The following is a 26,431-nucleotide window of genomic DNA, read 5'->3' as shown; positions in this document are numbered from 1 at the left end:
GCCATGCAGGTTCGCGCCGACCAGCTCGCCGGGCACCTCAAGCAGGGTGCCGACAAGGGCCTGCGCCCGATCTACACCGTGTGGGGCGACGAGCCGCTCCTCGTCCAGGAGGCCGTGGATGCCGTGCGCAGCGCCGCCCGCGCCGCCGGCCACGCCGAGCGCCAGGTGCACACCGTGGCCGGTGCCCACTTCGACTGGAGCAGCCTGCTCGGCGCCTCCCAGGCCATGAGCCTGTTCTCCGACCGGCAGGTGGTGGAGATCCGCATTCCCTCCGGCAAGCCCGGCAAGGACGGCTCGGAGGCCCTGCAGCGCTATTGCGATGCGCTTTCGCCCGATGTCCTCACCATCGTGCAGCTGCCCAAGCTGGACCGCACGCAGCAGAGCAGTGCGTGGTTCGTCGCCCTCGACAGCGCCGGCGTCACCGTGCGCGTCGATGCCGTCGAACGCAAGGCGCTGCCCACCTGGATCGCCCAACGCCTGGCGGCCCAGGGGCAACGGGTGCAGGGCGGCGAGGTCGGCCAGCAGACGCTCGCCTTCTTTGCCGATCGTGTCGAGGGCAACCTGATGGCCGCGCACCAGGAGGTGCAGAAGCTCGGCCTGCTGTACCCCGCCGGGGAACTGAGCTTCGAGCAGATCGAAAGCGCGGTGCTCAACGTGGCGCGCTACGACGTCTTCAAGCTCGGCGAGGCGGTGTTGGCCGGCCAGGTCGGCCGGGCCTTGCGCATGCTGGAGGGCCTGCAGGCCGAAGGCGAAGCGGCCGTGCTGGTGCACTGGACGCTCGCCAACGACATCCTGGCCCTGCAACGTGTGCGCGCGGCCATGAACCAGGGCAAGCCGCTGCCCATGGCCCTGCGCGAGGCGCGCGTCTGGGGGGTGAAGGAGCGGCTGTTCGAACGGGCCGTCCCCGCACTCACCGACCTTGCGCTCGCGGAACTGGTGGAAGCGGCCCAGGTGTGCGACGGCCTTGCAAAAGGCCTGCGTCATCCCGATTGGCCCACCGACGCCTGGGCCGGCCTTCGCCGGCTGGTGCTCATGATGTGCGAACGGGTGGCGGCGACGCCGACGCGCCGACCGGCATCCGGCGGCTTGCGCCTGGCCCTCACGTCCTGAGCCGCGGCCACGTCCACGCTCGCAACTCCGAACGGTTCCGCCTCATGAACTCACTGTCCCGGCTCGGCCTCGCGCTTGTCATGGCCTTCACCGTTCTGACCGGTTGCAGCCGGCTGGACCCGGTGGGCACCGACCTGCGCACCCTCAACCAGACGGCGCAGGCGGCCATGGCCTCGGCCGACGTGCAGGCCGCGATGGCGCGGTTGCAAAGCGCGTCCACGCCGGCGGAGAAGGCCGCCATCCTGCGCGAATCGTCGGCCGCGATCGGCCGCGCGCAGGCCGACTTGCTCAAGGCGGAGATGCACTCCGAGGAGGTGCGCGCCATCCAGGGCCGCATGGTGAGCGGCTTCGGCAAGCTGTCGACCGGCACGCGCTCGGCGGCAGACGCCTTCGAGCGGTCGGCCACCGATGAACTGGCCAAGGCGCGCGAACAGATGCGGGATGGCCAGATGGAGTTCATCGCCGCCGGCCAGGCGATGGTCGACCTCGCACGCCGCCGCAGTGTCGACCTGACGGCCAAGCCCTGACGGCCGGACGCATCGGCGATCCGGGCCGGCGCGATTGAACTGTCGCGCCCGAGGTGGCACGATCGGCGCCATGAACCCCACCGCAAGGCGCCTTGGCGCCGCCCTCCTGCCGCTGCTGCTCCTGCTGTCCGCGTGCGCGGGCCTGAAGGCCCCCGAGGAGACGCCGTACACCGGCACCATCTTCAGCGCCGGCGGCCTGCATCCCGTCACCACGGTGTTCACCACCGATGCCCGGGACGCCACCATCGGGCGCTATGTGTTCGAGGAAGACGGCGGCACCAAGGTGCCGGGAACCCTCGGCCCCTGCGAGGTGCGTGCGTCCGGGGCACTGCGCTGCGAATGGCAGGACCGCTACGGCCGCGGCTACTTCTTCGCCACCTTCAGCCCCGACCGGCGCCGCTTCCAGGGCCACTGGGGCAGCGGCGACCTGCTGCGCTCGACCTCCGTCGAGGGCATCTGGACCGGGGAACGCTAGCCCTGGGCGGCCGAGAGACGGGCTCGCCACGTCTCTCTGGCGTCGTCACTCTGGCGCTGCTACTGCATCCCGGCCCGCTTCCAGGGCCAGCAGCACCGTCTGCAGGCGGATGGCGGCGCGGTCGCCGTCCAGCTGCAACAGGCGCGCGCCAGTGACGGCGCCGGTGCGCGCCCAGGCCAGCCACACGGTGCCCACCGGCTTGGCCGGCGAGCCGCCCGTGGGGCCGGCGATGCCGGTGACGGCCAGTGCCAGGTCGGCGCGCGAGTGGGCCAGCGCCCCTTCGGCCATCGCGCGGGCCACCTCCTCGCTGACCGCGCCATGGCGGGCGATCAGGTCCGCGGGCACGCCCAGCAGCTCGGTCTTGGATTCGTTGCTGTACGACACCATGCCGCGCTCGAACCACTCGCTTGATCCGGCCAGCGCCGTGCAGGCGCCGGCGATGAGCCCGCCGGTGCAGGACTCGGCGGTGACGAGCCGGAGCCGGCGCACGAGCAGCGCATCGGCCAACGAACGTGCGGCCGGCTCGGCGGCTTCGATCGGGTCGCTCACAGCCACCTCCATGCGGCGAGGACCAGCAGCGTGCACAGCGCCGCCACCAGGTCGTCGAACAGGATGCCGAAGCCCTGGCGCCAGCCGATCTGGCCGTCGCGCCGCAGCTTGAACCGGGCATCCGCCCAGGCGACCGGGCCCGGCTTCACGGCATCGAAGAAGCGGAACAGGGCGAAGGCGACGCACTGGCCCCACAAGCTCGTCGGCGTGACCAGCCACAGCACGAGCCAGAAGGCGATCACCTCGTCCCAGACGATGCTGCCTGGATCGGCGACGGCCATGTGCCGTGCGGTCACGGTGCACGCCCACCAGCCGACCAGCGTGCCGAGGCCGATGAGCGCGGCCCAGTGCAGGTCGCTCAGCACGGGCTGCAGCACGATGAAGGCGAGCCAGGCCCACAAGGTGCCCACGGTGCCGGGTGCGACCGGCGAGAGGCCGCTGCCGAAGCCGAGGGCGATCACGTGCGCGGGGTGCCGGAACATGAACCGCCAGGTGGGGCGTCTCACCGGTGCACGGCCGAGGGGCTGCAGGGTGGGGCTGACGGGAATGTCGTTCATGTCTTGAAGTGGTCGAAGGCGCCGAAGGTGTGAGCCACCGGACGGCCGTGGGCATCGCCGAGCCGCAGCCCGGGTGACGCCTCGATGCGGCCGATGCGGGTCACCGGCACGCCGCATTCCCGGGCTGCCGCCGCGACCCGTGCCGCGGCCGTCTGGGGTGCGGTGAAGAGCAGTTCGTAGTCGTCGCCTCCGGCCAGGCCGCATTCGCGCCGCAGGGCCTCGGGCTGTGCCGCCAGGTCTGCGCTGCAGGGCAGCGTGTCCACCTCGACGGTGGCCCCGACGCCGGAGCGCCGGAGGATGTGGCCCAGGTCGCCCAGCAGGCCGTCGGACACGTCGATCGCGGATGAGGCCAGGCCGCGCAGGGCAAGGCCGAGCGTCACCCGGGGCACTGGCAGCTCCATCGCGCGTCGGGTGCGCTCGAAGGCATCGCCCGGCAGGGCGACCTGACCGCGGAAGGCTTCCAGTGCGAGGCGGGCGTCGCCGACGGTGCCGCTCACATACAGGTCGTCGCCCGCGCGTGCACCGCTGCGCAGCAGCGCCTGGCCCGGGGGCACCTCGCCGAACACGGTGATGCAGATGTTGAGCGGCCCCTGGGTGGTGTCGCCCCCGACCAGCTCGCAGTCGTGCGCATCGGCCAGCGCCAAGAGTCCCCGCGAGAAGCCCGCCAGGAAGGCTTCATCGACCCGGGGCAGCGCCAGTGCGAGGGTGAAGGCCAGGGGCCGCGCGCCGCAGGCAGCCAGGTCGCTCAGGTTCACTGCCAGTGCCTTGTGGCCCAGCCGCTCGGGTTGCACGGTCGACAGGAAGTGGCGGCCCTCGACGAGCATGTCGCTCGAGGTGGCCAGTTGCATGCCGGGGCTCGGGGCCAGCAGTGCGCAGTCGTCGCCGACGCCGAGCGCGGCCTGCCGCACGGGCCGCGTGAAGTAGGCGGCAATGAGGTCGAATTCGCCCAGGGTGCTCATCGGGCGATTGTCGCCGCAAGGCCGACCGGCTCGCCGCCGGCCGGCCGCTCAGGTCGGGCCGCTGGCGCCGTGGTCGCGCAGCACGTTGGCCAGTTCGACCGCCGACTTCACGTCCATTTTCTCGAACACCCGCGCGCGGTGTACCTCCACCGTACGCACGCTGATGTTCAGTGCATCGGCGATGAGCTTGTTGGGCCGGCCGTCGATGACGCACTGCATCACCTCGCGCTCGCGCTCCGTCAGTTCGGACAGGCGGCGCTGCACCGACAAGCGAGCGCGCTGACGGCCGATGGCGTCCGAGCTGGCCTCCAGCGCCCGCTCCACGCGGTCGACCAGCGCGTTGTCCGAGAACGGTTTCTCCACGAAGTCGAAGGCACCACGCTTGACGGCGGCCACGGCCGTGGGCACGTCGCCATGGCCCGTCAGGAAGATGACCGGCATCACGGGGAGCAGGCCCCGATCGATCAGGCGGTCGAACAGCACCAGCCCGCTGGTGCCCGGCATGCGCACGTCGAGCAACAGGCAGCTCGGTGCGGCCGGCCAGGCGGAACGCACCGGGTCGCCGCGGGCGGGTGCGGTGTGGGTGTCGAGCATGGCCTCGAAGGCCTCGGCGCTGGCGAATCCCTCGGAGAGCAGGCGCCGCGAGCGAAGCAACCAGCCGAGGGCGTCGCGCACCACGTCCTCGTCGTCGACGAGATAGACCATCGGCAGTCCGAGCGGAGCGGTGTTGTACGGCGTCATGGGGTTGAACCGGTTCGGTGGGTGTCGGCGAGACGGGAACGAGCGGCGGCGCCCGCCCCGTGGGACGGATCGGCGGCCAGCGTGAAGCGGAATTCTGCGCCCTTCGAGCGCCCGTCCGGGCCCTGCACGTTCTGGAAGTCCAGCACGCCGCCATGTTGCTCGATCACGGTGCGGCACAGGCTCAGGCCGAGACCCATGCCCTCCGGGCGCGTCGTGTAGAACGGCGTGAAGAGCCGGGCGGCCACCTCACTGGCCACGCCCGGGCCATGATCGATCACGCTGAAGGTGACCCAGCGCGGATGGGTCTGGCGGACCCGGATGGTCAGCTCGCGTTCGGCCAGCGGCGTGTCGTTCTCCATGGCCTGGATGCCGTTGCGGGTGAGGTTGAGCATCACCTGCTCGAGCATCGTGCGGTCGCACACCACACGGGGGATGGGGGTGGGCAGGTCGATCTCGATGCGCGCGCCGCTCTTGCGCGCCTGCAGCCGCACAAGGGGCAGCACCGACTCGATGAGCTGGTCGGCACGGACCGACTCGTGCGCCTGCTCGCGTCGCCGGACGAAGTCGTGCACGCTCTTGATCACGCGACCGGCGCGCTCGGCCTGTTCGGCAATGCGCTGGGCCGCCTGGCGCAGCAGCACCTGGGTCTCGGCGCTGGCCGGATCCATCGCCGGGTCGCCCATGAGGTTGAGTGAGCCCGTGGCATAGCTCGCGATGGCCGACAGCGGCTGGTTGAGCTCGTGGCTCAGCAGCGAGGCCATTTCCCCGACGGTGGCCAGACGGGCGGTCGCCTGCAGGCGCTCCTGCTGCTGGCGTGAGACCTCCTCCACCCGGCGCTGGGCGCTCAGGTCCAGCGTGGCGCTCATCCAGCCGGTCTGCAGGCCGGTGCCGTCGACCAGTGGCGCCTCGTAGATCATCACGGGGAAGCGCTCGCCATTGCTGCGCATGAACATGGTCTCGAAGCCCTCGCGCGGCGGCGCCGCGGAGCCGGTCAGGCGGCGCTTCTGCCGCTGGGTGTACTCGGGCACCATCTCGGGCGGCCAGTACGACGGCACGGTCTGGCCGATGAGTTCGCCGGCAGGAAAGCCCACCATCTCGCAGAACGCCGGGTTCACGTACGTGATGCGCCCTTCCATGTCGCGCGCACGCAGACCGGTGACGAGGGAGTCTTCCATCGCCTTGCGAAAGGCCAGCGACTCGGCGAGCGCCGACTCGGCGCTCGCCCGCTTGCGCACGTCGCGGGCGAGCAGGGCAACCACGGCGCCGAGGGCAAGCGACAGGCCGAGCACCAGGGCGGTGGTGAGGTTCGGGATGAGCTGCGGGCGTCCGCTGCTGCTGTCCACCCGCAGCTGCAGGGTGAGCCCCGGCAGGTCGACCACCCGCTCGCTCTTGAACACGCCGGCGCCACGCGGCACGCCGGCCCGCGCGAGCCGCGTGCCGTCCCCTTCGATGAACGACAGCTCGTGGCCGCGCATCACGTCGGGCGGCACCGACTCGTCCAGCAGGCGGGGCAGTGACAGGGTGCCGACGATGAACCCGTCGGGGCGCCCTTGCTTGACGATCGGCAGGCACAGGTCGACCACCTCCTGGCCCATGGCGCCGGCCATGGGCACGAAGTAGGTGCGCGAGAAGGCGGGGCCTGCCTGGCGCTTGGCTGCCGCACACGCCAGGTCCGCCTCCAGTTCGAGTTCATGACGGGGGATCTGACTGAACATCGGCTGCTGGAACGGCGAGTCCACCGCGGCCGCGATGCGCATGCCGGCGTCGCGCCGCTCCACCCGCAGGAGCTCGCGCCGGCCGCGCAGCAGTTCCGCCGCATCGGCATGCCACTGCTCGGGCGTGGGGTCGTTCCAGGACAGCGCCTGCAGGTTCTGCTCGTCACGGCGCAACGCCTGGCGGAGGTCCACCACCACGGCGGCCGCGACACCGTCGACCGCCTCCTGCGCCCGGTTGCTCTCGAAGTTCAGGGTGAGCCACACGAGCAGCGACTGCGCCACCAGCAGCAAGGCCACGAGGGCCGTCCACAGCAACGCCCGACGCAGGCGGCGGGGCCGCGGCGGCAGTTCCGGCGCCGGCGGCAGGGACAGGGAGGCAGTCATGGACCCAGTATTGTCGACAGCCGGCTGCGTCATCTACGCAGTTTCGCGCATGTGGATGGTTGCGGTCCGGAGTGGAATCGCGAACCCGGCACGGGTGTGCCGATCGACACTCCTACAATCCCGCCGACCCCGTTGTTGTCCACAGGTCCACTGCGAGAAATCACCGTCATGGCCAATCCAGAAGAAAAACGCGCCGAACTCCGCCGCGCCGCCCTCGAGTACCACGAGTTCCCGACCCCTGGCAAAGTGGCCATCGCAGCGACGAAGCAGCTGGTCAACCAGCGCGACCTCGCCCTCGCCTACTCACCCGGGGTGGCTGCGGCCTGCGAGGAGATCGTCGCCGACCCGGCCAACGCCTTCCGCTATACCTCGCGCGGCAACCTGGTCGCCGTGATCACCAACGGCACCGCGGTGCTCGGCCTGGGCGACATCGGCCCCCTGGCGGCCAAGCCGGTGATGGAGGGCAAGGGCGTGCTCTTCAAGAAGTTCGCCGGCATCGATGTCTTCGACATCGAGGTCAATGAGCGCAACCTCGACAAGCTGGTCGACCTGATCGCGGCGCTCGAGCCCACGTTCGGTGGCATCAACCTCGAGGACATCAAGGCGCCCGATTGCTTCTACGTCGAGCGCGCGCTGCGCCAGCGCATGAAGATCCCCGTCTTCCACGACGACCAGCATGGCACGGCCATCGTGGTCGGTGCCGCGCTGCTCAACGCCTTGAAGGTGAGCGGCAAGGACATCCGGGAGGTCAAGCTGGTCGCTTCCGGCGCGGGCGCTGCCGCCCTCGCCTGCCTGAGCCTGCTGCTCAAGCTCGGCGTGCCGCGCGAGAACATCTGGGTGACCGACCTGGCCGGCGTGGTGTACGAGGGCCGGACCGAGCTGATGGACGAGGACAAGATCGTCTTCGCCCAGAAGACCGACATGCGCACGCTGGGCGAGGTCATCGCCGGCGCCGACATCTTCCTCGGCTTGAGCGCGGGCGGCGTGCTCAAGAAGGACATGGTCGCCAAGATGGCGCCGCATCCCATCATCTTCGCGCTGGCCAACCCGACGCCGGAGATCCTTCCCGAGGAGATCAAGGAAGTCCGCACGGACGCCATCATCGCCACCGGCCGCACCGATTACCCGAACCAGGTCAACAACGTCCTGTGCTTCCCGTACATCTTCCGCGGCGCGCTGGACTCCGGCGCGACGACGATCACGATCGAGATGGAGATCGCTGCGGTCCATGCCATCGCGCAGCTGGCCCAGGCCGAGCAGAGCGAGGTGGTGGCTGCGGCCTACGCGGGCGTCAACCTGAGCTTCGGCCCCGAGTACCTGATCCCCAAGCCCTTCGACCCGCGGCTGATGATGAAGATCGCGCCGGCCGTGGCCCAGGCGGCAGCCGACTCCGGCGTGGCCACCCGGCCCATCGCCGACATGGACGCCTACCGCGAGAAGCTGAACACCTTCGTCTATGCCTCGGGCACGACGATGAAGCCCATCTTCACCCTGGCCAAAGGCGCGAAGAACCGCCGCGTCGCCTACTCGGAAGGTGAAGAGGAGCGCGTGCTGCGCGCCGTGCAGATCGTGGTCGACGAGGGCCTGGCGCGCCCGACCCTCATCGGCCGCCCGGCCATCATCGCCCAGCGCTGCGAGAAGTTCGGCCTGCGCCTCGAGGCCGGCCGCGACTACGACTGCGTGAACGTGGAGCAGGACGACCGCTACCGCGACTACTGGCAGACCTACCACCAGATGACGGCCCGCAAAGGCGTCACCCAGCAGCTCGCCAAGATCGAGATGCGACGTCGGCTCACGCTGATCGGCTCCATGCTGCTGCACAAGGGCGAGGTCGACGGCCTGCTGTGTGGCACCTGGGGCTCGACCACGATGCACCTGAACTACATCGACCAGGTGATCGGCCGGCGCAAGGGTGCCAACGTGTACGCGGCGATGAACGGGCTGATCCTGCCGAACCGCATGGTGTGGCTGGTCGATACGCACGTGAACTACGACCCGACCGCCCAGCAGCTGGCCGAGATCACCGTCATGGCCGCCGAGGAGATGAAGCGCTTCGGCCTGCAGCCGCGGGCGGCGCTGCTGTCGCACAGCAATTTCGGTTCGAGCCCGCAACCGTCGGCCGTGAAGATGCGCGACACCTTGGCGCTGCTCAAGGAGACCGCACCCTGGCTCGAGGTGGACGGCGAGATGCACGGCGACGTCGCACTCGACGCCGCGGCCCGCCACCAGCTGATGCCCTTCAGCAGCCTCAACGGCGAAGCGAACCTGCTGGTGATGCCCAACATCGACGCCGCCAACATCAGCTACAACCTGTTGAAGACGGCCGCCGGCGGCGGCATCGCCATCGGCCCGGTGCTGCTCGGCGCAGCCAAGCCGGTGCACGTTCTGACGCCGTCCGCAACCGTTCGCCGCATCGTCAACATGACGGCCTTGGCCGTTGCGGACGCAAACGCCATCCGCTGAGCGCCTAAAAAACCGGCAGGGCCGAAGACCTCCCCCAGCCCGGGGTCCCTCGGCACCTGTCACTGTCCTTCCAGAACTCTTTGCCGCCGCACGCAGCCACTCTCCAACGACATAAGCCCGCGTCATGCAAGGAATTTTTTCCTCGTAAGCGCACACTATCGCACCAGGCTCGCTGCTCATTTTTGAGGCAGCGGCTTGAGCTTTTGCGCCCGATTCGGTAACATGACGGTTTGTCGTTCTGGGGATAACCCGTGTTCCTCTCCGCTGGGTCGGCCTTTCGGCAAGCCTTTAGCAAGTCAGGGCTCACCATCCTTCTGGCAACCTCCGCGCTGATCGGCGCTGGGGTCGACGAGGCATCGGCCAAACGGCCTTCGCCCGACGCCGGAACGGAGTCCTCTGCAGTGGTGAGGGTCGACGAACTCCCGAAACAGGCGGTGGACACCCTCCTCCTGATCCGCCAAGGCGGGCCGTTCCCTTACGAGAAGGACGGCACGGTGTTCGGCAACCGGGAGCGTCTGCTGCCGTCCCATCCCCGGGGCTACTACCGCGAGTACACCGTGAAGACGGTCGGTGCGCGCAATCGAGGGGCACGTCGCATCGTCTGCGGCGGCGTCCGAAAGACCGCCCCTGACGCCTGTTTTTATACCGCTGATCACTACGCGAGCTTCCGTCGCATCGCGCAGTGAGCAACGGGTGCCAAGAGTTTGATTTTCTAGACCTAAGGAGGAACGCGACCATGCTACTGCAGACAGTCCGTCCAAACATTGTTCAGTCGATACGCGCCTACCGCGTGGAAGATCTGCAGGAAGCCGCCCAGAGCGTCGGCCAGCATTTCCTCTACGCCAACCTGACTGCTGCGCAGACCAAGCAGGATGTGATGGAGGCCATCGCCGAGTCCTTCCTCTTTCCGTCCCACTTCGGCAAGAACCTGGATGCGCTGTACGACTGCATGACGGACCTGGTCCACAAGTCCGGGACCCAGCCCGGCTTCGTGGTCGTGCTGGAGCAGATCCCGGACAACCCGCGCTTCGACCGCGAAGCGCGCGAGCAGCTGCTCGACGTCTTCCGCGATGCCGCCGACTTCTGGGCCGAACGGAAGATACCGTTCAGGTGCTTCTATTCTTTTCAGTAGCCCGCTCCCAGGAACAAGGGTCATGGGAGCGGGCTAACGAGACGGCCCAGATTGCTACCGACAAGCCGGCCAAGCCGGCCTCGAAGAACGCCGCCAACGCGAACTTCGGGATGAACATGCCGATGATGAGCAGCGCCTTCGACACCTCGATGTGGTTGAGCGCCGCCTGAGGCGACAGCCTGTCGGTCGATGCGTCAACAAGGCCCGCTTCGGCGGGCCTTGTCGTTTCTGATCGAACCGCGGAGCCAGCCCGGCGGGGCCCGACCGTGCCCGCAGCCGTGAGATCCGGTCAGCTGCGCGGAAGGGCGGCGACCGCGGCAGCCAGCGCGAGGTACTCGGCCACCGGCACTTCCTCGGCTCGGCGCGAGAGGTCGACGTCGCCGCTGAAACCGCGCGCCTCGAGCCACTTGCCAAGGGTGTTGCGCAGCACCTTGCGCCGCTGCGAGAAGGCGGTCGTGACGAGCTCACCGAGCAGCGCTGCGTCCACGCCGGCGGGCGCCGGCAGGGGCAGCATGCGAACGATGGCCGAATCGACCCGCGGCGGCGGGTCGAAGCACTCGGGCGGCACGTCGAGCACCGATTCGATGGCGTAGCGCCACTGCAGCATCACGCTCAGGCGACCGTAGTCCTTGCTGCCCGGTGCGGCGGCCATGCGGTCGACCACCTCCTTCTGCAGCATGAAGTGCTGGTCCACCACCCGGTCGACCACCTCCAGCAGGTGAAAGAGGATGGGCGTCGAGATGTTGTAAGGCAGGTTGCCGACGACCCGCAGCGGCTGGCCGGCACGATCGGCGAGCGCATCGAAGTCCACCTTCAGCACGTCGGACTCGATCACCTCGAGTTCGGCGCGGCGACGCAGCCGGGCAGCCAGGTCGCGGTCGAGCTCGATGACGGTGAGGCGCTCGCAGCGCGCCACCAGCGGATTCGTCATGGCGCCGAGGCCGGGACCGATCTCGACCAGGGCCTGCCCCGGCCTCGGGTCGATCACGTCGACGATCGCCTCCACCATGGAAACGTCGGACAGGAAGTGCTGGCCGAAGCGCTTTCTCGGGATGTGGCTCACAACGCGCCTTCGCTTGACGTCGCCATCACTGCGGCGGCTCTCGCATCTCGATGTAGGCGCGGGCGCGCAGCTCGCGGATCCATTCGCTGCTGGCCTGCTCGTACTTCTGCTCGCGCAGCGCGGCGCGCGCCTGCTCGCGTTGCTGCTTGGGTTCCAGGCGGATGTCCCGGCGGTCGATGACCTGGATCAGGTGCACCCCGAAGCGAGAGACGACGGGCTCCGACACGCCCTTGATGGGCAGCGCGTTCATGGCTTCCTCGAACTCGGGCACGAAGCCGCCCGGCGAGACCCATCCCAGGTCGCCGCCTTGCGGGCCGCTGCCGTCCTCGGAGTGCTCGCGGGCGATCGATTCGAAGCTGCGCGCACCCGAGGTGATCTGCCGCTTGAACTCGGAAAGCCGGCGCACCGCAGCCTGCTGGCTGAGCTGCTGCGATGGCCGCAGCAGGACGTGGCGGGAGCGGGTCTGGGTGACGGTGAGGCCGTCGTTCTCGCGGCGTTCGACCACCTTGAGGATGTGGAAGCCGGCCCCGGTGCGCAGCAGCGCCGGATTGACCTGGCCCGAGGGGATGTCGCGCACGTGGTTCAGGAACACCTCGGGCAGGCGCGCGGCCGGACGCAGGCCGATCTCGCCGCCGGTCTCCTTGTTGGCGTCTTCGGAGATGGCGCGGGCCACGGCATCGAACGGTTCGCCACCCTGGATGCGGGCCAGCGCCGCCTGCGCCTTGGCCTGGCGCTCGGCCACGACCGCTTCACTGGCGCCCTCCGGCACGGAGACCAGCACCTGCGCGATGTTGAGCTGGGTGTTGGCGCCACTCGCCCGCTGGCGCGCGAGGTACTCGTCGATCTCGCCATCGGTGATGCGGATGCGGGCCTGCACTTCGCGTTCGCGCATCCGCTCGATCATGATCTGGTCGCGGATGTTGTTGCGAAAGCGGACGTAGTCGATGCCCTCGGCGCGCAGGCGATCGCGCAACTGCGGCACGGTCAACTGGTTCTGGGCCGCGACGTTGGCCACCGCGCGGTCGAGCTCGGTGTCTTCGACGCGCTGCCCGGAGTCCCGGGCGTGGGTGATCTGCACCCGTTCGTTGATGAGCGTCTCGAGCAGCTGGTTGCGCAGCTCTTCCTCGGGCGGCAGCCGGGTGCCGTTGCGGCGGGCTTCGTCACGGACCTGGGCCACGCGCAGCGCCAGCTCGTTGGCGGTGACGAGTTCCTGGTTGACGATGGCCAGGATGTAGTCGGCCGTGCGCGGCGCCGGCCGCGCCTGCGCATGCGGCGCGGCGTGGCCGAGGGCCAGCAGCATCGTCAGCAGGACAGGCGAGAGGCGGGCGAGGGACAAGCGGGCAAATGACATCATGGGGTGATTCTGGTTTCGGCCGGCGCGCCGGTGTCGTCGCGCAGCGGACGGTAGCCGGGGACATTGTCCTTCAAGACCTGGATGGGGTTGTTCGTGCCCAGGCGCGACAGGCCGATGAACTCGATCTCGAAGCCGAGCTGTGTCGTGGCGTCGCGCGTGCTGGTGGACTGGCGGCGGGCCATGATGCGGCCGATCCAGCAGCCCGAGTCGTACTCGAATGCGGCGACCGCATCGGTCACGCGACTTTCAAGAACGCTGTAGTTGACGCGCCCTGCGGCGTACCAGCCGCCTCGGCAATCCCCGCCCGCCGAGCGATCACCCTTCTCGCGCGAGTACAGCGGCCATTGCCACGACACGTCGACCTGCTCGGACTCGCCGTCCTTGAAGCGGTGGGCAACCGCGACGGTGCGGTAGTCGGGCGCCGTGTAGCGCGCGCCCACCACGGAGCGCACGGTGCGACCGAGCTCGGGGTTGTACTGCAGCGCGGCGTCGAGGAACCAGCGGCGCGAGATGTTCGACGAGCCGAAGAGCAGCACGTCCGAGAAGCTCTGCGTGAGCGGCGCGCCATCGTTGGGCGTGACCTTCTGGTCCTGGAAGAGGAAGCGCTGCGCGATGCCCAGCCGCACCTGTTCAGCGCCCGTCGACGGGTCGAGCACCCGGGTGGTGACGCCGCTGGTGAGCTGGTGGGAGTCGGACACGCGGTCGACGCCGGAGAAGGCGTTGTCGGTGTAGATGGACTCAACATTGAAGTCGCGCACCGCGGAGTCGAAGTTGGGCAACCCGGCCTGCTCCCGGTACGGCGTCTTCACGTACAGCATGCGCGGCTCGAGCGTCTGCCGCACGGAACGGCCGAACCAGTCGGCGTCGCGCTCGAGCGTCCAGGCACTGTCGATGCTGATGGTGGGAATGACGCGCGTCACGTCGGTGCGGTTCTGAAATGGCCCGGAGGTGAGCGGCGCATCGAGCGAATAGGAGGCGGCGTTCAATGCCAGCTTGGGCACGAGCGACCAGCCCGGTGTCTGGATGGGTCGGCTCAGGGTGCCCAGCACATGAGTCCGCGAGCCGGTCGGGCGGCGGGCGGTGCTTTGCGGTTCCGGGGTGTAGCCATGCGGGTTCACGAACCGGTTGAATTCGGTCTCCATGCCGAGCTGGATGCCGCCGATGAGCGGCTGCATCATGCGCACGCCCACCTGGGGCAAGCGGTCGTACGGCGCCTCGATGAAGGAGCTGGCCGGGTCCAGCTGCTGCAGCACCTGCCAGCGCTTCACCCGGGCGTAGGGCGTCCAGGTGTCGAAGTGTCGCCAGACCTTCATGTCGGCGTCGAGCAGGCGCGGCGTGATGCTGCTGACGTTGTGGGAGAAGTCCTTCCAGTAGTCGTCGTCGGACACCCGCAACGCATCGATGCGATAGAGCGTGTCGCCCGGCAGCGCCCCATCGTGCATCAGGCGAACCGCGCCCCGGCTGCGGTTGGCCAGCGTGTCGTTCGGAAGCGTGTGCACCTTCAACACGCCATCGTAGGTCGGCTGCAGGTAGCGGAACTCGGTCTCGAGGCCCGCTCCGCGCTTGGCACTGACCACCGGCGTCAGGGTCATGTCGCGGTTGGGGGCGATGTTCCAGTAGTAAGGCACGCCGATCTGGAAGCCGCCCTTGCTGTCGACCGTGGGCGCGGGCGGAAGCCACCCGGACTTGCGGTCGTCGGACAGCGGGAAGGTGAAGGCCGGCGCCGCGAGGATGGGCACGCCGTAGAAGCGCAACACGGCGCCCTCGGCGCGGCCCTCGTTGTTCTCGAAGTCGAGCTGCACCCGGTCGGCCGAGAGCAGCCAGGCCGGGTCGTTGGAGCCGTCGCGCGGGCAGCTGGTGTAGGTCGCGTCGTGGGCGGTGGCGTGGTCGCGGTCGATGAAGTCCCAGCGCGACGCATTGCCGCCTGCGTTGGTGCGGGCGATGTGGTACGACGGTGCGAGGAAGAAGCCCTCGAAGCGCTGGACCGCCAGCTGCACCTCCGGACCGCTGAACCAGTTGCCATCGCTCGACAGGCGCACGTTGCCCGCGCCGCGTGCGGTATCGGTTCGCGCGTCGTAGCTGAGTCGGTCAGCCTCGACGCGCAGCGTGCCCTGGCGCAGGTCCACCCGCCCGGTCGCGGTGACGGCTTCGTCCGGACGGCCCTGGATGTCGTCGGCGTCGATCGTGATGGGCGGCTCGGTGGCGTCTGGCGCCGAGGCGGCCGAAGAGGGCACGGGGGCCGAGGCGCCCGCCGTCGGGACGGAAGGTGGAACCGGAGCCTGTGGCGACGCCGGCGCGGGCGCTGCGGGTTGGGCCCAGGCCGGGTGCGACCATGCTGCCGCCACAAGCACGGCCCCAACGCACAGGCGCCGCAAGCCGTGTGCGTCAGGGGCCATCGGGGTGGAGGATGGGAGCGGGCGCAGCAATGGATTGGAGAACGAAGCGAGCCGGGTGAACCCGGGGGATTGCCGACGCCTTCTGTGGACTGCGGGCGCGGGGGCAGGCGGTTTGTAGAATCCGGATTATCCACGAGGGTCCGGCCCCGGACAGCCTCAACCCTGCATACCCTGCGACATGTCCTCACCCACCCCATCCACTCCCACCGCGGTCGCCTGGTCCGACCCGCAACGCCAGGCTGCCTTCGAGCAGTGGCTTGCCACCCTGGCGCCTGCCCATGGCCTCGATGCCCGCAGCGTGCGAAGCGCCAGCGCGGATGCCAGCTTCCGTCGCTACCTGCGGGTGGACACCGACCACGGCAGCCGCATCGTGATGGACGCACCGCCGGCGCACGAGGACTGCCGTCCGTTCGTGCAGATGGCGCGACTGCTGCGTGACGGCGGGCTCAATGCACCCGAGGTGATGGCGTGGGACGAGGCGCAAGGCTTCATGCTGCTGTCCGACCTGGGCGACCGCACCTACCTTGCGGCCCTGAACAACGACAACGCCAGGCTGCTGTACGGCGATGCGCTCGCCGCGCTGGTGAAGCTGCAGGGCATCGACCCCCAGGGGCAGGTGCCAGCCTACGATCGGGCGCTGCTGAGCCGCGAGATGCAGCTGTTCCCCGAGTGGTACATCGCCCGGCACGTGGGCGCCACGCTCACCTCGGAAGAGCAGTCCCGGCTTGCCGAGTGCATGGAACTGATCCTGCAGAACAACCTTGCACAGCCGACGGTGCTGGTGCACCGCGACTACCACTCACGCAACCTCATGCTCAGCGGCGAACCGGGCAGCCCGGCCAATCCGGGCGTGCTCGACTTCCAGGACGCGGTGCTCGGCCCGGTCACCTACGACCTGGCCAGCGTGCTGCGCGACGCCTATGTCGAGCTCGACGAGGAAGTGCAGATCGACTACGCGGTGCGCTACTGGGAACGCGCCCGCAAGGCCGGCCTGCCGGTGTCCGCCGATTTCGGGGTGTTCTGGCGCGACTTCGAGTGGATGGGGCTGCAACGGCACATCAAGGTGCTGGGCATCTTCGCCCGCCTGTCGCACCGCGACGGCAAGGACAACTACCTGGCCGACCTGCCGCTGGTGTGGCGCTATGCCCACCGCGTGGCCACCCGCTACAACGGCCTCGGTCCCCTGGCTCACCTGCTCGAGCGACTGGCCGGCAGCAGCCGGGTCGAAGGCTTCTACTGATGCGGCGCGCAGCCGGCAGGCGTCCCTCCGCCTGAGGTCGGCGCCCCGCAGCCGGCTGCCGCAAGCCACGGGTCGCGCCCGTCGCCGCCGAAGGTGGCCACCAGGAAATCGATGAAGGCGCGTGTGCGTGCCGGCACGTACTTTCGCGTCGGCATCGCGGCGTAGATCGTGCTCGTGAGGAGGTACCAGTCCGGCAGCACGCGCTCCAGCGCGTTCTCGAGCAAGGCGTCCTCCACCACGTACGACGGCAACGGGGCGATGCCCATGCCGGCCAGCGCGCCGGCGTACATGGTGTCGATGTGGATCGTGCTCAGCGCCGGGCGCGGCGGCACCATGGTGACGGAGTCGTCGTCGCTGCCCTCGCGCGGCACGTAGCGGCGAAAGGTCGCCTCGCGCGCGTAGGTCGGGATCATGGCCTCGTGCCCCATCAGTTCGCTCGGATGCTGCGGGCGGCCCCGCTGGTCGAGGTACGCGGGCGAGGCACAGGCGACGACCTCCGACGTTGCGAGCCGCCGCGCGATGAAGTCGCCGTCGAGCACCTGCCGGGTCGACGTGATGATGGTGACGTCGTGGTTCTCGTCCACGGTCTCCACCACACCGGGGACGGACAGCTCCAGGGTCACGAGCGGGTACGCCTCGCGGAAGCGCGGCAGGTGCTTGGCCAGCTGGTGCACCGCGAAGGCCGGGGGCGCCAGCACGCGCAGATGTCCGCGGGGATCCGATGTCGCGGCGCTCGCCTGCGCCTCGGCCTCCTCGACCTCGGTGAGGATCTGCCGCACGCGCTCGAGGTAGACCTCGCCCGTGTCGGTGAGCGCCAGCCGTCGCGTGGTGCGGTTGATCAGGCGGGCGCCCAGGTGCTCCTCCAGATCGGCCACCAGGCGCGTGACCACGGCGGCCGACAGGTTCATCTCGCGCGCGGCCTTGGCGAAGCTGCCCTCGTCGATGACCCGCGCAAACACCCGCATCGAATGAAGTCTGTCCATCTGATCGCCCCAATCATTCCGTTTTCAGCAACACGCAATTGAACCACAAGCCGTTTATTGAATTCGGCGCAATGTCTACAGTTCATCCCATCGATGAGCCACATGCTGAACAGGCGACTCACCGAGGCGGGAAAGGACGGCAACAGGCCGCCGTGCCCACCCTTCAAACCTCTGTCACCAGGAAGCACATCATGATCCGCAAGCACCACATCGCCGCCGCCGCCCTCGCCCTCCTCGGCACCTCCGCCTTCGCTGGCGGCGAGTTCGATCCGCTCACCGGTTTCGGCCCCGTTCAATCGACCGTGTCCCGCACCGAAGTGCGCGCCCAGGTCGCGGAGGCCCGGAGCGCCGGCACCCTCGGCGGCACCCGTGAAGAACGCATGTTCGACACCGCCGTGGCCGGCAGCAGCCTCAGCCGCGCCGAAGTTCGCGCCGAGCTCGCCCGGGCCCGCGCCGAAGGCGGCAACGACAGCTTCGACGTCGGCACGAACTACGCCCAGGCCCCCAAGACGCCGTCGACCCTCACCCGGGAGCAGGTGCGCGAGGAAACCCGACTGGCCCGTGGCGTGCGCCGCGGCGTCCAGGGCTCTTGACCGCTTTTGCCAGAGGGCGTTGCAGCACGGGCCGCCCTCTCCCCATTGTTTCGTTTTGAGCAATGCGGAATTGAAGCCCAGGCAGTTTTTCACGACCAGGGTTATCCCTAAAGTCCAGGCATCGATGAGATCAAGCCCCAGGCGACTCACCGAGAGGCTGGACAAGACGGCAGATCGCCGCCATGCCCGACATGTCAAACCTCTGAATCGCAAGGACACCATCATGAACGCCAAGCAACTCTTCACCGCCGCTTCCCTCGCCCTCGTGGGCACCGCCGCCCTCGCCGGTGGCGAGTTCGACCCGCTGACCGGCTACGGCGCCGTGTCCACCTCCGCCGCCCCCCGCGTGGCCGTTGCCCCTGCCGCCCAGCGCGCAGCCGTCGAGCGTTTCGACGCCGGCACCGCCTACCTGCAGGCACCGGCCGTCGCCTCGACGACCACCCGCAGCGAAGTGCGCGCCGAGTTCCTGCGTGCCCGCGCTGAAGGCGACCTCGTCAGCTTCGACACCGGCGTGGAATACGCCCAGGCGCCCGAAGGCCGCTCGACGCTGACCCGCGAAGAAGTGCGCGCCGAGACCCGCACCGCTTTGCGCGCCCGCGCCCGCAATGCCAGCGGCTCCTGAGCCGCCCTCCGAACACGCCCATCAAGGACACGATCATGAACGCCCGCCATCTCCTCGCCGCCGTCGCCCTCGCCGTTGCCGGCACCTCCGCCTTCGCTGGCGGTGAATTCGACCCGCTGACCGGCTTCGGCCCGCAGGCCGCTCCCGCTCCGGTCGCGAAGAAGGCCAAGGCACCGGCTGCTGCCGCCTCGGCCACCCCGGCAGCCTCCTCGGCATCGTCGGTCGGCCTGACCCGCGAACAGGTGAAGGCGGACTTCCTCAAGGCGCGCGCCGAGGGTTCCATCGTCAACTTCGACGTCGGCATGGAGTACGCCCGTGCCCCGGCCGGCGAATCGCGTGACCGCGAAACCGTTCGCGCGGAAGCCCGCGCCGCGGTGCGCGGCAACAAGTCCGGCTCCTGAGCCCGACATCGCCGCCTGCAACGAGCCGCCTCCGGGCGGCTTTTTGCTGCCTGCGCGGCTCGCGTCGGGCGCGGGATCGGGCGGAGCGACACGCCGCGCGCCGCGGCCCGCGCTCCGCGGGACGTGGTCCTAAGGGACAATGCCGGCTTCCCGTCCCTCCCCGCCGGGCCCCGACCTTCCATGCTGAGAATCACCGAACTGCGCCTGCCCCTCGATCACGCCGAGGACGCGCTGCGCCCCGCCATCGTCGAACGGCTGGGCATCGCCGATGCCGACCTGCGTGACTTCACTGTCTTCAAGCGCAGCTACGACGCGCGCAAGAAGACCGCCATCGTGCTGATCTACACGATCGACTGCGCGCTGGCCGATGAAGCGGCCGTGCTGCTGCAACACGAGGGCGACCCTCAGATCCGCACCACGCCGGACACGTCGTACCGTTTCCTGGGCCATGCGCCAGCCGACTTCTTCTCGGCCGAACGCCCACGCCCGGTGGTGGTGGGCTTCGGTCCCTGCGGGCTCTTTGCCGCGCTGGTGCTGGCCCAGATGGGCCTGCGCCCCCTGGTGCTCGAACGCGGCAAGGAGGTTCGCGAACGCACGAAGGACACCTGGGGCCTGTGGCGGCGTGGCGAGCTGCATCCCGAATCCAACGTGCAGTTCGGTGAAGGCGGCGCCGGCACCTTCTCGGACGGCAAGCTGTGGAGCCAGATCAGCGACCCCCGTCACCTGACGCGCAAGGTACTCACCGAATTCGTGAAGGCCGGTGCCCCCGAGGAAATCCTCTTCGTGAGCAAGCCGCACATCGGCACCTTCCGGCTGGTGAGCATGATCGAGAAGATGCGCGCGGACATCCTGGCCCTGGGCGGCGAGATCCGCTTCGAGCAGCGCGTGACCGATGTGCTGATCGAAGGCGGGCAGGTGCGGGGCCTCACCCTGGCCTCCGGCGAACAGCTGCGCGCCGACCACGTGGTGCTGGCACTCGGCCACAGCGCGCGCGACACCTTCACCATGCTGCACGAGCGCGGCGTGTTCATGGAGCCCAAGCCGTTCTCGGTGGGCTTCCGGATCGAGCACCCGCAAGGCGTGATCGACCGGGCCCGCTTCGGCCCCAGCGCCGGCAACCCGATCCTGGGCGCGGCCGACTACAAGCTCGTGCACCACGCCCGCAACGGGCGCTCGGTGTACAGCTTCTGCATGTGCCCGGGCGGCACCGTGGTGGCGGCGACCTCGGAAGCCGAACGCGTCGTCACCAACGGCATGAGCCAGTATTCACGCAACGAGCGCAATGCCAACGCGGGCATCGTGGTCGGCATCGCCCCCGAAGACTACCGGCAGGACGGCCGGCGTGAAGGACCGGTGAGCCCGCTCGACGGCATGGCCTTCCAGCGGGTGCTCGAGTCCCGCGCCTTCGAGCTGGGCGGGGGTGGCTACCGGGCGCCGGGCCAGCTCGTGGGCGACTTCATCAAGGGCCGCCCCTCCAAGGCGCTCGGCGATGTGGAGCCTTCGTACAAGCCCGGCGTGGAAATGACCGACCTTGGGCAACGCGGCCGCAGCAGCCTGCCCGAGTACGCCATCCTGGCGATCCGCGAGGCGCTGCCCGCGTTCGAGCGACAGATCCGCGGCTTCTCCATGCACGATGCCGTGCTCACGGGCGTGGAGACGCGCACCTCCTCCCCGCTGCGCATCACGCGCGGGCGGGACCGGCAAAGCCTCAATGTGCGCGGGCTCTACCCGGCGGGAGAAGGCGCGGGCTACGCCGGCGGGATCATGTCGGCCGGCGTGGATGGCATCGAGGTCGCGGAAGCGCTCGCGGCGCAGCTGCTGGGACTGCCGCTGCCGGCCTGATCGCCGAAGCGGCCTGGCAACGGACGCAGCGGCGCCGCCACCCGGCTGCGCTCAACGGTAGGCCGCCATCACCTGCGCCACCGCCGCTGTCAGCTTCTTGCCATACGGCACGTGCAGGAACTCGTTCGGGCCGTGCGCGTTGCTCTTGGGGCCGAGCACGCCACAGACCATCATCTGCGCGGCCGGGAAGCTCTGCTGCAGCAGGCTCATCAAGGGAATGGTGCCGCCCTGCCCCACGTAACCGCAGGGTGCGCCGAACTGGTCCATCGACGCCTGGTTGAGTGCGTCTTCGAGCCAGGGGGCGAGGCCGGGCGCGTTCCAGCCCGTGGCGCCGGCCGCGCCGACGCGGCCATCAGCTGCGAAGGTGACGCGGGCGTTGTAGGGCGCGTTGTCCTCCAGCAGCGTCTTGAGCTCGGCCGCGGCGACGTTGCCGTCGACCAGCGGCGGCAGTCGCAGGCTGAGCTTGAAGGCGGTGTACGGCCTCAAGACGTTGCCCGCGTCCTTGAGTGCGGGAAAACCGTCGGCTCCCGTCACGCTCAGGGACGGGCGCCAGGTGCGGTTGAGCAGCGCTTCCAGCGGGTCGGTGGTCGTCGGCAGGGTGGGCCCCCCATCGGCGCCGCAGGCCCACGGAAAGCGTTTCCACACGTCGTCGCCGAGGATGCGCGCCGTGGCGCGCGCCTGCTCGATACGGTCGGCGGGGATCTCGCAATGGAAGCGCGCCGGCAGCAGGTGTCCGGTGCGGGCGTCCTCGAGCCGGTCGAGCACCTGGCGCAGGATGCGGAAACTCGATGGCACGAGGCCGCTCGAATCGCCCGAGTGGACGCCTTCGGTGAGAATCTCGACCTTGAGCGTGCCGCTCACGACGCCGCGCAGGCTGGTGGTGAGCCAGAGCTGGTCGTAGTTGCCCGCGCCGCTGTCCAGGCACACCACCAGACCGACCTCGCCCAGCCGGTCGCGCAGTGCGTCGACGTGGAACGGCAGGTCGAAGGAGCCGCTCTCCTCGCAGGCCTCGATCAGTCCCACACAGCGGGGGCGCGGCACGCCTTCCTTGTCCAGGGCCAGGATGGCGGCAATGGCGGCATACACCGCATAGCCATCGTCGGCGCCGCCACGGCCGTAGAGCAAGCCGTTCTCGTACTTCGGTGTCCAGGGGCCGAGGTCGCTGCGCCAGCCGTTGAACTCGGGCTGCTTGTCCAGGTGCCCGTAGAGCAGGACCGTGCCGGTGCTGTCGGTCGCGGTGGCCGGCACCTCGAAGAAGATGAGCGGCGTGCGGCCCTCCAGCCGGATGACCTCCAGCCGCAGGCCCGCGACCTTCTTGCCCTCCACCCAAGCGGCGGCATCGCGCACGACCCGATCGATGAACCCGTTCTTCTGCCAGTCCGGGTCGAACATCGGGCTCTTGGCCGGGATGGCGATGTAGTCGGTGAGCGCCGGCACGATTTCCTCGTCCCAGATGCGGTCGGTGATGGCAGCGATGGCACCCGGCAGGTCCGGGCTGCGCGGAGCGAGGGGGTCGCGTGCGTTCATGGGGGGTCTCCTTGTCACCTGGGGGAAGTGTAGAACCGGGTGACTCCCGTATCCTGCGGCGTGGACATCGAGGAGACAAGCATGACGCAGATCACATCACCCTTCCACGCCCGCAGCACCGCCCTCGAGGTGGTGCAGGGCATCGACCTTCGTGGCCGCAACGCCATCGTCACCGGCGGGGGTGCGGGCATCGGCCTCGAAACCGCCCGGGCGCTGGCGCAGGCCGGCGCCGAGGTCACGCTCGCCGTTCGCAATGCCGAGCAGGGCCGGCACGCAGCGCAAACGCTGCGCGACGACACGGGCAACCCCAACGTGCATGTGGGCCTGCTCGACCTGGCCGACCTGCCGAGCGTTCGCCGCTTCGCCGCCGACTGGGGCGACCGACCGCTGCACCTCCTCATCAACAACGCCGGCGTCATGGCCTGCCCGCTGCAGCGCACGGCGCAAGGCTGGGAATCGCAGTTCGCCACCAACCACCTGGGGCATTTCGCGCTCACCACCGCGCTGCTGCCGGCCCTGCAGCGCGGCGCCCCGTCGCGGGTGGTCACCCTCAGCTCCATGGGACACAAGCTGGGTGGCGTGGACTTCGACGACCTGCACTTCGAACGGCGCGACTACAACAAGTGGAAGGCCTATGCACAGGCCAAGTCGGCGAACGCGCTGATGTCGCTCGGCCTGCACCTCCGACATGCCAGGGACGGGGTCACCGCCCTGGCGGTTCACCCGGGCGGCGTGGACACCGAGCTGCACCGGCACGTGCCCGACGACGAGAAGCGGGCCATGGGCTGGGTCGGTGAAGACGGCCGGATGAGCAGCCGCTTCAAGACGCCGGCCCAGGGCGCGGCCACTTCCGTGTGGGCGGCCACGGCGCCAGCCCTCGAAGGCCGGGGCGGCCGCTACCTCGAAGACTGCCAGGAAGCGCTCCCGGCCGAACCGGGCAACCGGACCTCCGGCTTCGCGCCCCACATCGCCGACCCGGCGGCGGCGGAACGGCTCTGGCAGGTGTCGCTGGCGCTGACCGCCTCGCACTGACCCGCCCTGCTCCGCCTACATCATGGCCAGCAGGTCGGGCAGCGCCACCGCGCTGCGGAGGTCGCTCGGCCGGACGGTCCCGGTGATGCGGTAGGCCGGCTGGGCGGTATCACGCCGCAGCGGCGCGAGCAGCGCGGCGCCGCCCGCCGTCGTGAGGCTCACGACGTGCGGTTGGCTGGCGTGCGGCCCGCGCCGCAGCACCATGGCCAACTCGCCGTTGGCCAGCGCCACGCAAGTGCCCGGCGGGTAGATGCCCAGCACCTTGATGATGGCCGAGCCGACTTCGTCGGGCTCGCCGTTGGGTCCGAGGCAGGCGGCGCGCGCAGCCAATGGCGCCGGCATGCCGGGCCGGCTGAGGCGGGGGCTGATCTTGGCGAAGAAGACGTCCAGGCGGCGCAGCACCCGCGCCAGCTGATCGGCCGGCGCGAGCGCGGCGAAGCGCAGATCGACCGGGCCGTCCTGGTGGTGGCGCGTCACGACATCGATGCACAGGCGGTCCTGCACGCCGGCGGACTCGAGCTGGCGCGCGCTGAGCTCGGGATGGCGGTCGATGCGGACGCGCTGGTCGAGCGAAGGTGTGCGCTCACGCAAGGTGAGTTCGTCCTGCATCGCCGTCATGCTCCAGTTCATCGTCAGCGCCGCCAGCATCAGCGAACGGACCTGCGCCTCGGGCATGTCGAGTTGCTCGGCGCACAAGGCCGAGGCCATGGCGCACAGCAGCGAATGCCGGCTGCTGTAGTGCTCATAGCGGCGCACGGCCCGCTGGAGCACGAGGAAGAGCAGCGCATCGGCATGCTGGTGGGTGAGATCCAGCGTGCGGGAAGAAACGGCCACCATCCGGGGCAGCCATTTGTCATCCGGCCGGTTGTCGATCAGCAGCGCGTGCAGCTGCGACTGCAGCTGCCCCAGCTCGGCGATCAGTTCGGCATGGTCAGGGGGTGACGGGGGCGGCGGCGCCGCCCCGCGCGGCGCCTCGAATGCCTCGGCGAAGGCATCCTCCAGCTCGCGCTCGCGGGCGCGTTCCTGGCGCCACTCGGCGCTCTGGTGCTCGTCAACCATGAGATCGTGGCCCAGCAGGTGCTCGAGCTGCGTGCGGTCGGCAATGACCGCCTCGCGCGGCATCAGCAACAGGCCCTCGGTGTTGTGGAGGTCGAACGGCAGCGAGGTTCCGACCTGGAGGTATTCGGCCTCGAACGGAATGAGCTTCATGGACGGGCTGGGTCATCGGGCAACAAAAAAGGGCTTGCTTTCCTCAGCAAGCCCTTCCCATTAGACCGCAGTCGCTCAAGCGCGTTTGAACTGGAAGGACTTCAGCTCGAGGAAATCCTCGAGACCGTACTTGCCGAACTCACGACCGTTGCCGGACTGCTTGTAGCCGCCGAAGGGGGCCAGCATGTTGAAGGTGCCGCCGTTGATGTCGACCTGGCCGGTGCGCATCTTGCGGGCCACCTGCTGGGCCCGGGCGTCGGAGGACGACCAAACGCCGCCGGACAGACCGTACTGCGTGTTGTTGGCGATGCGGATGGCATCGGCCTCGTCCTTGTAGGTGATGATGGACAGCACCGGCCCGAACACCTCCTCCTGGGCCAGACGCGACTCGGGCTTGACGCGGCCGAACACCGTCGGGCGCACGTAGTAGCCACGCGACTGCAGGCCCTCGGGCGCACCCAGGCCACCCGTCAGCAGCTCGGCGCCCTCGGACAGGCCGATCTCGATGTACTCGTTGACCGTCTTCTGCTGTGCCTTGGAAGCGACGGGCCCCATGGTGGAGGTTTCCTCGAAGGGGTCGCCCACGCGGTAAGCCTCGGTGGCGGCCACGGCCAGCTGGGCTGCCTCCTCGTAGCGGCTCTCCGGCACCAGCATGCGCGTGTGGGCGGTGCAGGTCTGGCCGGCGTTCAGGAAGCAGGCGCCCACCGAGCCGCGCACGGCGGTCGGGAAATCGGCGTCGTCGAGGATGATGGAGGCCGACTTGCCGCCGAGCTCGAGCGCCACGCGCTTGATCGTGGCCGAGGCCAGTTCGGAGATGCGGCGCCCGGCGCGGGTGGAACCCGTGAACGACACCATGTCGACGTCCGGGTGCGACACCATGGCCTCGCCCACCACCGTGCCACGGCCGGTGACGAGGTTGAACACGCCGGCGGGCAGTCCGCTGTCGTGGATCACCTCGGCCAGGATGAAGGCGTCCAGCGGTGCGACTTCGGACGGCTTGAGCACGACGGTGCAGCCCGCGGCCAGCGCGGCCGCCACCTTGGCGGCGATCTGATGCAGCGGGTAGTTCCAGGGCGTGATGGCGGCGACCACGCCGATGGCTTCGCGCACGACGAGCGAGTTGCCGACTTCCTCCTCGAAGTGGAACTTGTCGACCAGGCCGGCATACAGCTTGAAGGCGGCGATCGGCGAGCCGGCCTGGATGCGCAGCGACTGCTTCAGCGGCATGCCCATCTCGGAGGTGATGGCCTGGGCGATGTCGGCGGCGCGCGCCTTCAGGCCCTCGTGGATCTTCATCAGGAAGGCGGCACGCTCGGCCACCGGGCGGCTCGACCAGCCGTCGAAGGCGTCACGGGCGGCCTGGACCGCACGGTTGACGTCGTCGGCCGTGCCGCGCACCACCGTGGCGATCGTTTCCTCGGTCGCGGGCGAGGTGACGGTGCTGGGGCTTTCCTGGCCCACGCTCGGGACCCATTGGCCCCCGATGTACAGCTTGTCGTGTTGGATCATGTGCGTCTCGCGTCGTTGTGATGGATCGGGTGCAGGCTCGGCCGGCCT

Annotated in this window: 24 protein-coding genes; 12 read left to right on the top strand and 12 right to left on the bottom strand. The window is 69.4% G+C overall.

Translation table 11 applies throughout. The features are described from left to right. Window positions 1-3 precede the first annotated feature (3 nt). The 3 genes from holA (at window position 4) to ACSQ2F_RS22280 (ending at window position 2,112) form a co-directional block, all read left to right on the top strand. On the top strand, window positions 4-1,110 hold the full coding sequence (gene holA, locus ACSQ2F_RS22290; RefSeq protein ID WP_436026460.1) for a DNA polymerase III subunit delta: 1,107 nt from the start codon (window positions 4-6) through the stop codon (window positions 1,108-1,110). A gap of 44 nt (window positions 1,111-1,154) precedes the next feature. Then, window positions 1,155-1,637: a hypothetical protein gene (locus tag ACSQ2F_RS22285; protein WP_436026458.1), complete on the top strand. Its 483-nt coding sequence runs from the start codon at window positions 1,155-1,157 to the stop codon at window positions 1,635-1,637. Between the two features lie 70 nt (window positions 1,638-1,707). Further along, entirely contained in the window at window positions 1,708-2,112 is a 405-nt protein-coding gene (locus ACSQ2F_RS22280; protein WP_436026456.1) for a hypothetical protein, read from the top strand. A gap of 45 nt (window positions 2,113-2,157) precedes the next feature. Here the strand turns inward: ACSQ2F_RS22280 and ACSQ2F_RS22275 are convergent, their stop codons facing one another. The 5 genes from ACSQ2F_RS22275 to ACSQ2F_RS22255 are packed head-to-tail and all read right to left on the bottom strand — an operon-like array spanning window position 2,158 to window position 7,017. Then, window positions 2,158-2,673 (bottom strand): CinA family protein, encoded by a 516-nt coding sequence (locus ACSQ2F_RS22275; RefSeq protein ID WP_436026454.1) that lies wholly within the window; start codon window positions 2,671-2,673, stop codon window positions 2,158-2,160. Next, window positions 2,658-3,218, bottom strand: coding sequence for a phosphatidylglycerophosphatase A family protein (locus tag ACSQ2F_RS22270; protein ID WP_436026452.1), 561 nt, complete (start codon window positions 3,216-3,218; stop codon window positions 2,658-2,660). The genes ACSQ2F_RS22275 and ACSQ2F_RS22270 overlap by 16 nt, the downstream gene beginning before the upstream one ends. Then, window positions 3,215-4,168, bottom strand: a complete 954-nt coding sequence (gene thiL, locus ACSQ2F_RS22265) for a thiamine-phosphate kinase (RefSeq protein ID WP_436026915.1) — start codon at window positions 4,166-4,168, stop codon at window positions 3,215-3,217. Before thiL ends, ACSQ2F_RS22270 begins: the two co-directional genes overlap by 4 nt. A 57-nt stretch (window positions 4,169-4,225) precedes the next feature. Next, window positions 4,226-4,918, bottom strand: a complete 693-nt coding sequence (locus ACSQ2F_RS22260; protein WP_436026450.1) for a response regulator transcription factor — start codon at window positions 4,916-4,918, stop codon at window positions 4,226-4,228. Further along, window positions 4,915-7,017 carry a sensor histidine kinase gene (locus ACSQ2F_RS22255; protein WP_436026448.1) on the bottom strand — a complete coding sequence of 701 codons (2,103 nt, stop codon included), beginning with the start codon at window positions 7,015-7,017 and terminating at the stop codon, window positions 4,915-4,917. Before ACSQ2F_RS22255 ends, ACSQ2F_RS22260 begins: the two co-directional genes overlap by 4 nt. A 168-nt stretch (window positions 7,018-7,185) precedes the next feature. Between ACSQ2F_RS22255 and ACSQ2F_RS22250 the strand changes: the two genes are divergently transcribed. The 3 genes from ACSQ2F_RS22250 (at window position 7,186) to ACSQ2F_RS22240 (ending at window position 10,612) form a co-directional block, all read left to right on the top strand. Next, entirely contained in the window at window positions 7,186-9,480 is a 2,295-nt protein-coding gene (locus ACSQ2F_RS22250; protein ID WP_436026446.1) for an NADP-dependent malic enzyme, read from the top strand. Between the two features lie 314 nt (window positions 9,481-9,794). Further along, window positions 9,795-10,166, top strand: coding sequence for a ribonuclease domain-containing protein (locus ACSQ2F_RS22245; RefSeq protein ID WP_436026913.1), 372 nt, complete (start codon window positions 9,795-9,797; stop codon window positions 10,164-10,166). Between the two features lie 50 nt (window positions 10,167-10,216). After that, window positions 10,217-10,612, top strand: coding sequence for a barstar family protein (locus tag ACSQ2F_RS22240; RefSeq protein ID WP_436026444.1), 396 nt, complete (start codon window positions 10,217-10,219; stop codon window positions 10,610-10,612). A 289-nt stretch (window positions 10,613-10,901) separates the two neighbouring features. Here ACSQ2F_RS22240 and rsmA read toward each other — a convergent pair whose 3' ends face one another. The 3 genes from rsmA to ACSQ2F_RS22225 are packed head-to-tail and all read right to left on the bottom strand — an operon-like array spanning window position 10,902 to window position 15,263. Continuing rightward, window positions 10,902-11,675, bottom strand: a complete 774-nt coding sequence (gene rsmA / locus ACSQ2F_RS22235; protein WP_436026442.1) for a 16S rRNA (adenine(1518)-N(6)/adenine(1519)-N(6))-dimethyltransferase RsmA — start codon at window positions 11,673-11,675, stop codon at window positions 10,902-10,904. A gap of 25 nt (window positions 11,676-11,700) precedes the next feature. Beyond that, window positions 11,701-13,029 carry a peptidylprolyl isomerase gene (locus tag ACSQ2F_RS22230; protein ID WP_436026440.1) on the bottom strand — a complete coding sequence of 443 codons (1,329 nt, stop codon included), beginning with the start codon at window positions 13,027-13,029 and terminating at the stop codon, window positions 11,701-11,703. Then, window positions 13,026-15,263: an LPS-assembly protein LptD gene (locus ACSQ2F_RS22225; RefSeq protein WP_436026438.1), complete on the bottom strand. Its 2,238-nt coding sequence runs from the start codon at window positions 15,261-15,263 to the stop codon at window positions 13,026-13,028. Before ACSQ2F_RS22225 ends, ACSQ2F_RS22230 begins: the two co-directional genes overlap by 4 nt. A 340-nt stretch (window positions 15,264-15,603) precedes the next feature. Here ACSQ2F_RS22225 and ACSQ2F_RS22220 point away from each other — a divergent pair, with 340 nt between their 5' ends. After that, complete coding sequence (locus ACSQ2F_RS22220; protein ID WP_436026437.1) at window positions 15,604-16,665, top strand: aminoglycoside phosphotransferase family protein; 1,062 nt, start codon at window positions 15,604-15,606, stop codon at window positions 16,663-16,665. On the opposite strand, the gene ACSQ2F_RS22215 is transcribed toward ACSQ2F_RS22220, so the two are convergent. Then, window positions 16,659-17,648: a LysR family transcriptional regulator gene (locus ACSQ2F_RS22215; RefSeq protein ID WP_436026436.1), complete on the bottom strand. Its 990-nt coding sequence runs from the start codon at window positions 17,646-17,648 to the stop codon at window positions 16,659-16,661. The two genes, ACSQ2F_RS22220 and ACSQ2F_RS22215, sit on opposite strands and share 7 nt — an antisense overlap. Before the next feature lie 191 nt (window positions 17,649-17,839). On the opposite strand from ACSQ2F_RS22215, the gene ACSQ2F_RS22210 reads away from it, so the two are divergent. The 4 genes from ACSQ2F_RS22210 to ACSQ2F_RS22195 all read left to right on the top strand — a co-directional run bounded on the left by ACSQ2F_RS22210 (window position 17,840) and on the right by ACSQ2F_RS22195 (window position 21,106). Beyond that, complete coding sequence (locus tag ACSQ2F_RS22210) at window positions 17,840-18,241, top strand: DUF4148 domain-containing protein (protein WP_436026435.1); 402 nt, start codon at window positions 17,840-17,842, stop codon at window positions 18,239-18,241. Between the two features lie 223 nt (window positions 18,242-18,464). Further along, window positions 18,465-18,863, top strand: coding sequence for a hypothetical protein (locus ACSQ2F_RS22205; RefSeq protein WP_436026433.1), 399 nt, complete (start codon window positions 18,465-18,467; stop codon window positions 18,861-18,863). Window positions 18,864-18,898: 35 nt separating this feature from the next. Then, window positions 18,899-19,264 (top strand): hypothetical protein, encoded by a 366-nt coding sequence (locus ACSQ2F_RS22200; protein WP_436026432.1) that lies wholly within the window; start codon window positions 18,899-18,901, stop codon window positions 19,262-19,264. A gap of 180 nt (window positions 19,265-19,444) precedes the next feature. Further along, the gene (locus tag ACSQ2F_RS22195; RefSeq protein ID WP_436026430.1) at window positions 19,445-21,106 is read left to right on the top strand and encodes an NAD(P)/FAD-dependent oxidoreductase; all 1,662 of its coding nucleotides are present in this window, start codon (window positions 19,445-19,447) and stop codon (window positions 21,104-21,106) included. A gap of 51 nt (window positions 21,107-21,157) precedes the next feature. Here the strand turns inward: ACSQ2F_RS22195 and ACSQ2F_RS22190 are convergent, their stop codons facing one another. Continuing rightward, the gene (locus ACSQ2F_RS22190; protein ID WP_436026428.1) at window positions 21,158-22,633 is read right to left on the bottom strand and encodes a M20 family metallopeptidase; all 1,476 of its coding nucleotides are present in this window, start codon (window positions 22,631-22,633) and stop codon (window positions 21,158-21,160) included. Between the two features lie 81 nt (window positions 22,634-22,714). On the opposite strand from ACSQ2F_RS22190, the gene ACSQ2F_RS22185 reads away from it, so the two are divergent. Then, window positions 22,715-23,665 (top strand): oxidoreductase, encoded by a 951-nt coding sequence (locus ACSQ2F_RS22185; protein WP_436026426.1) that lies wholly within the window; start codon window positions 22,715-22,717, stop codon window positions 23,663-23,665. Window positions 23,666-23,680: 15 nt separating this feature from the next. Here ACSQ2F_RS22185 and ACSQ2F_RS22180 read toward each other — a convergent pair whose 3' ends face one another. Both ACSQ2F_RS22180 and ACSQ2F_RS22175 read right to left on the bottom strand, forming a co-directional pair. Then, a complete protein-coding gene (locus ACSQ2F_RS22180) occupies window positions 23,681-24,874 on the bottom strand; it encodes an HD-GYP domain-containing protein (RefSeq protein ID WP_436026425.1) in 1,194 nt (397 codons plus the stop codon). 75 nt (window positions 24,875-24,949) lie between these two features. Further along, the gene (locus ACSQ2F_RS22175; protein WP_436026423.1) at window positions 24,950-26,383 is read right to left on the bottom strand and encodes an aldehyde dehydrogenase family protein; all 1,434 of its coding nucleotides are present in this window, start codon (window positions 26,381-26,383) and stop codon (window positions 24,950-24,952) included. Window positions 26,384-26,431 lie beyond the last annotated feature (48 nt).

It is taken from the genome of Rhizobacter sp. LjRoot28 (genome assembly GCF_964253025.1).
Lineage (GTDB): Bacteria > Pseudomonadota > Gammaproteobacteria > Burkholderiales > Burkholderiaceae_C > Rhizobacter.
Note: the sequence above shows the minus strand (reverse complement) of the source record. Positions and strands in the feature narration are given on the sequence as shown.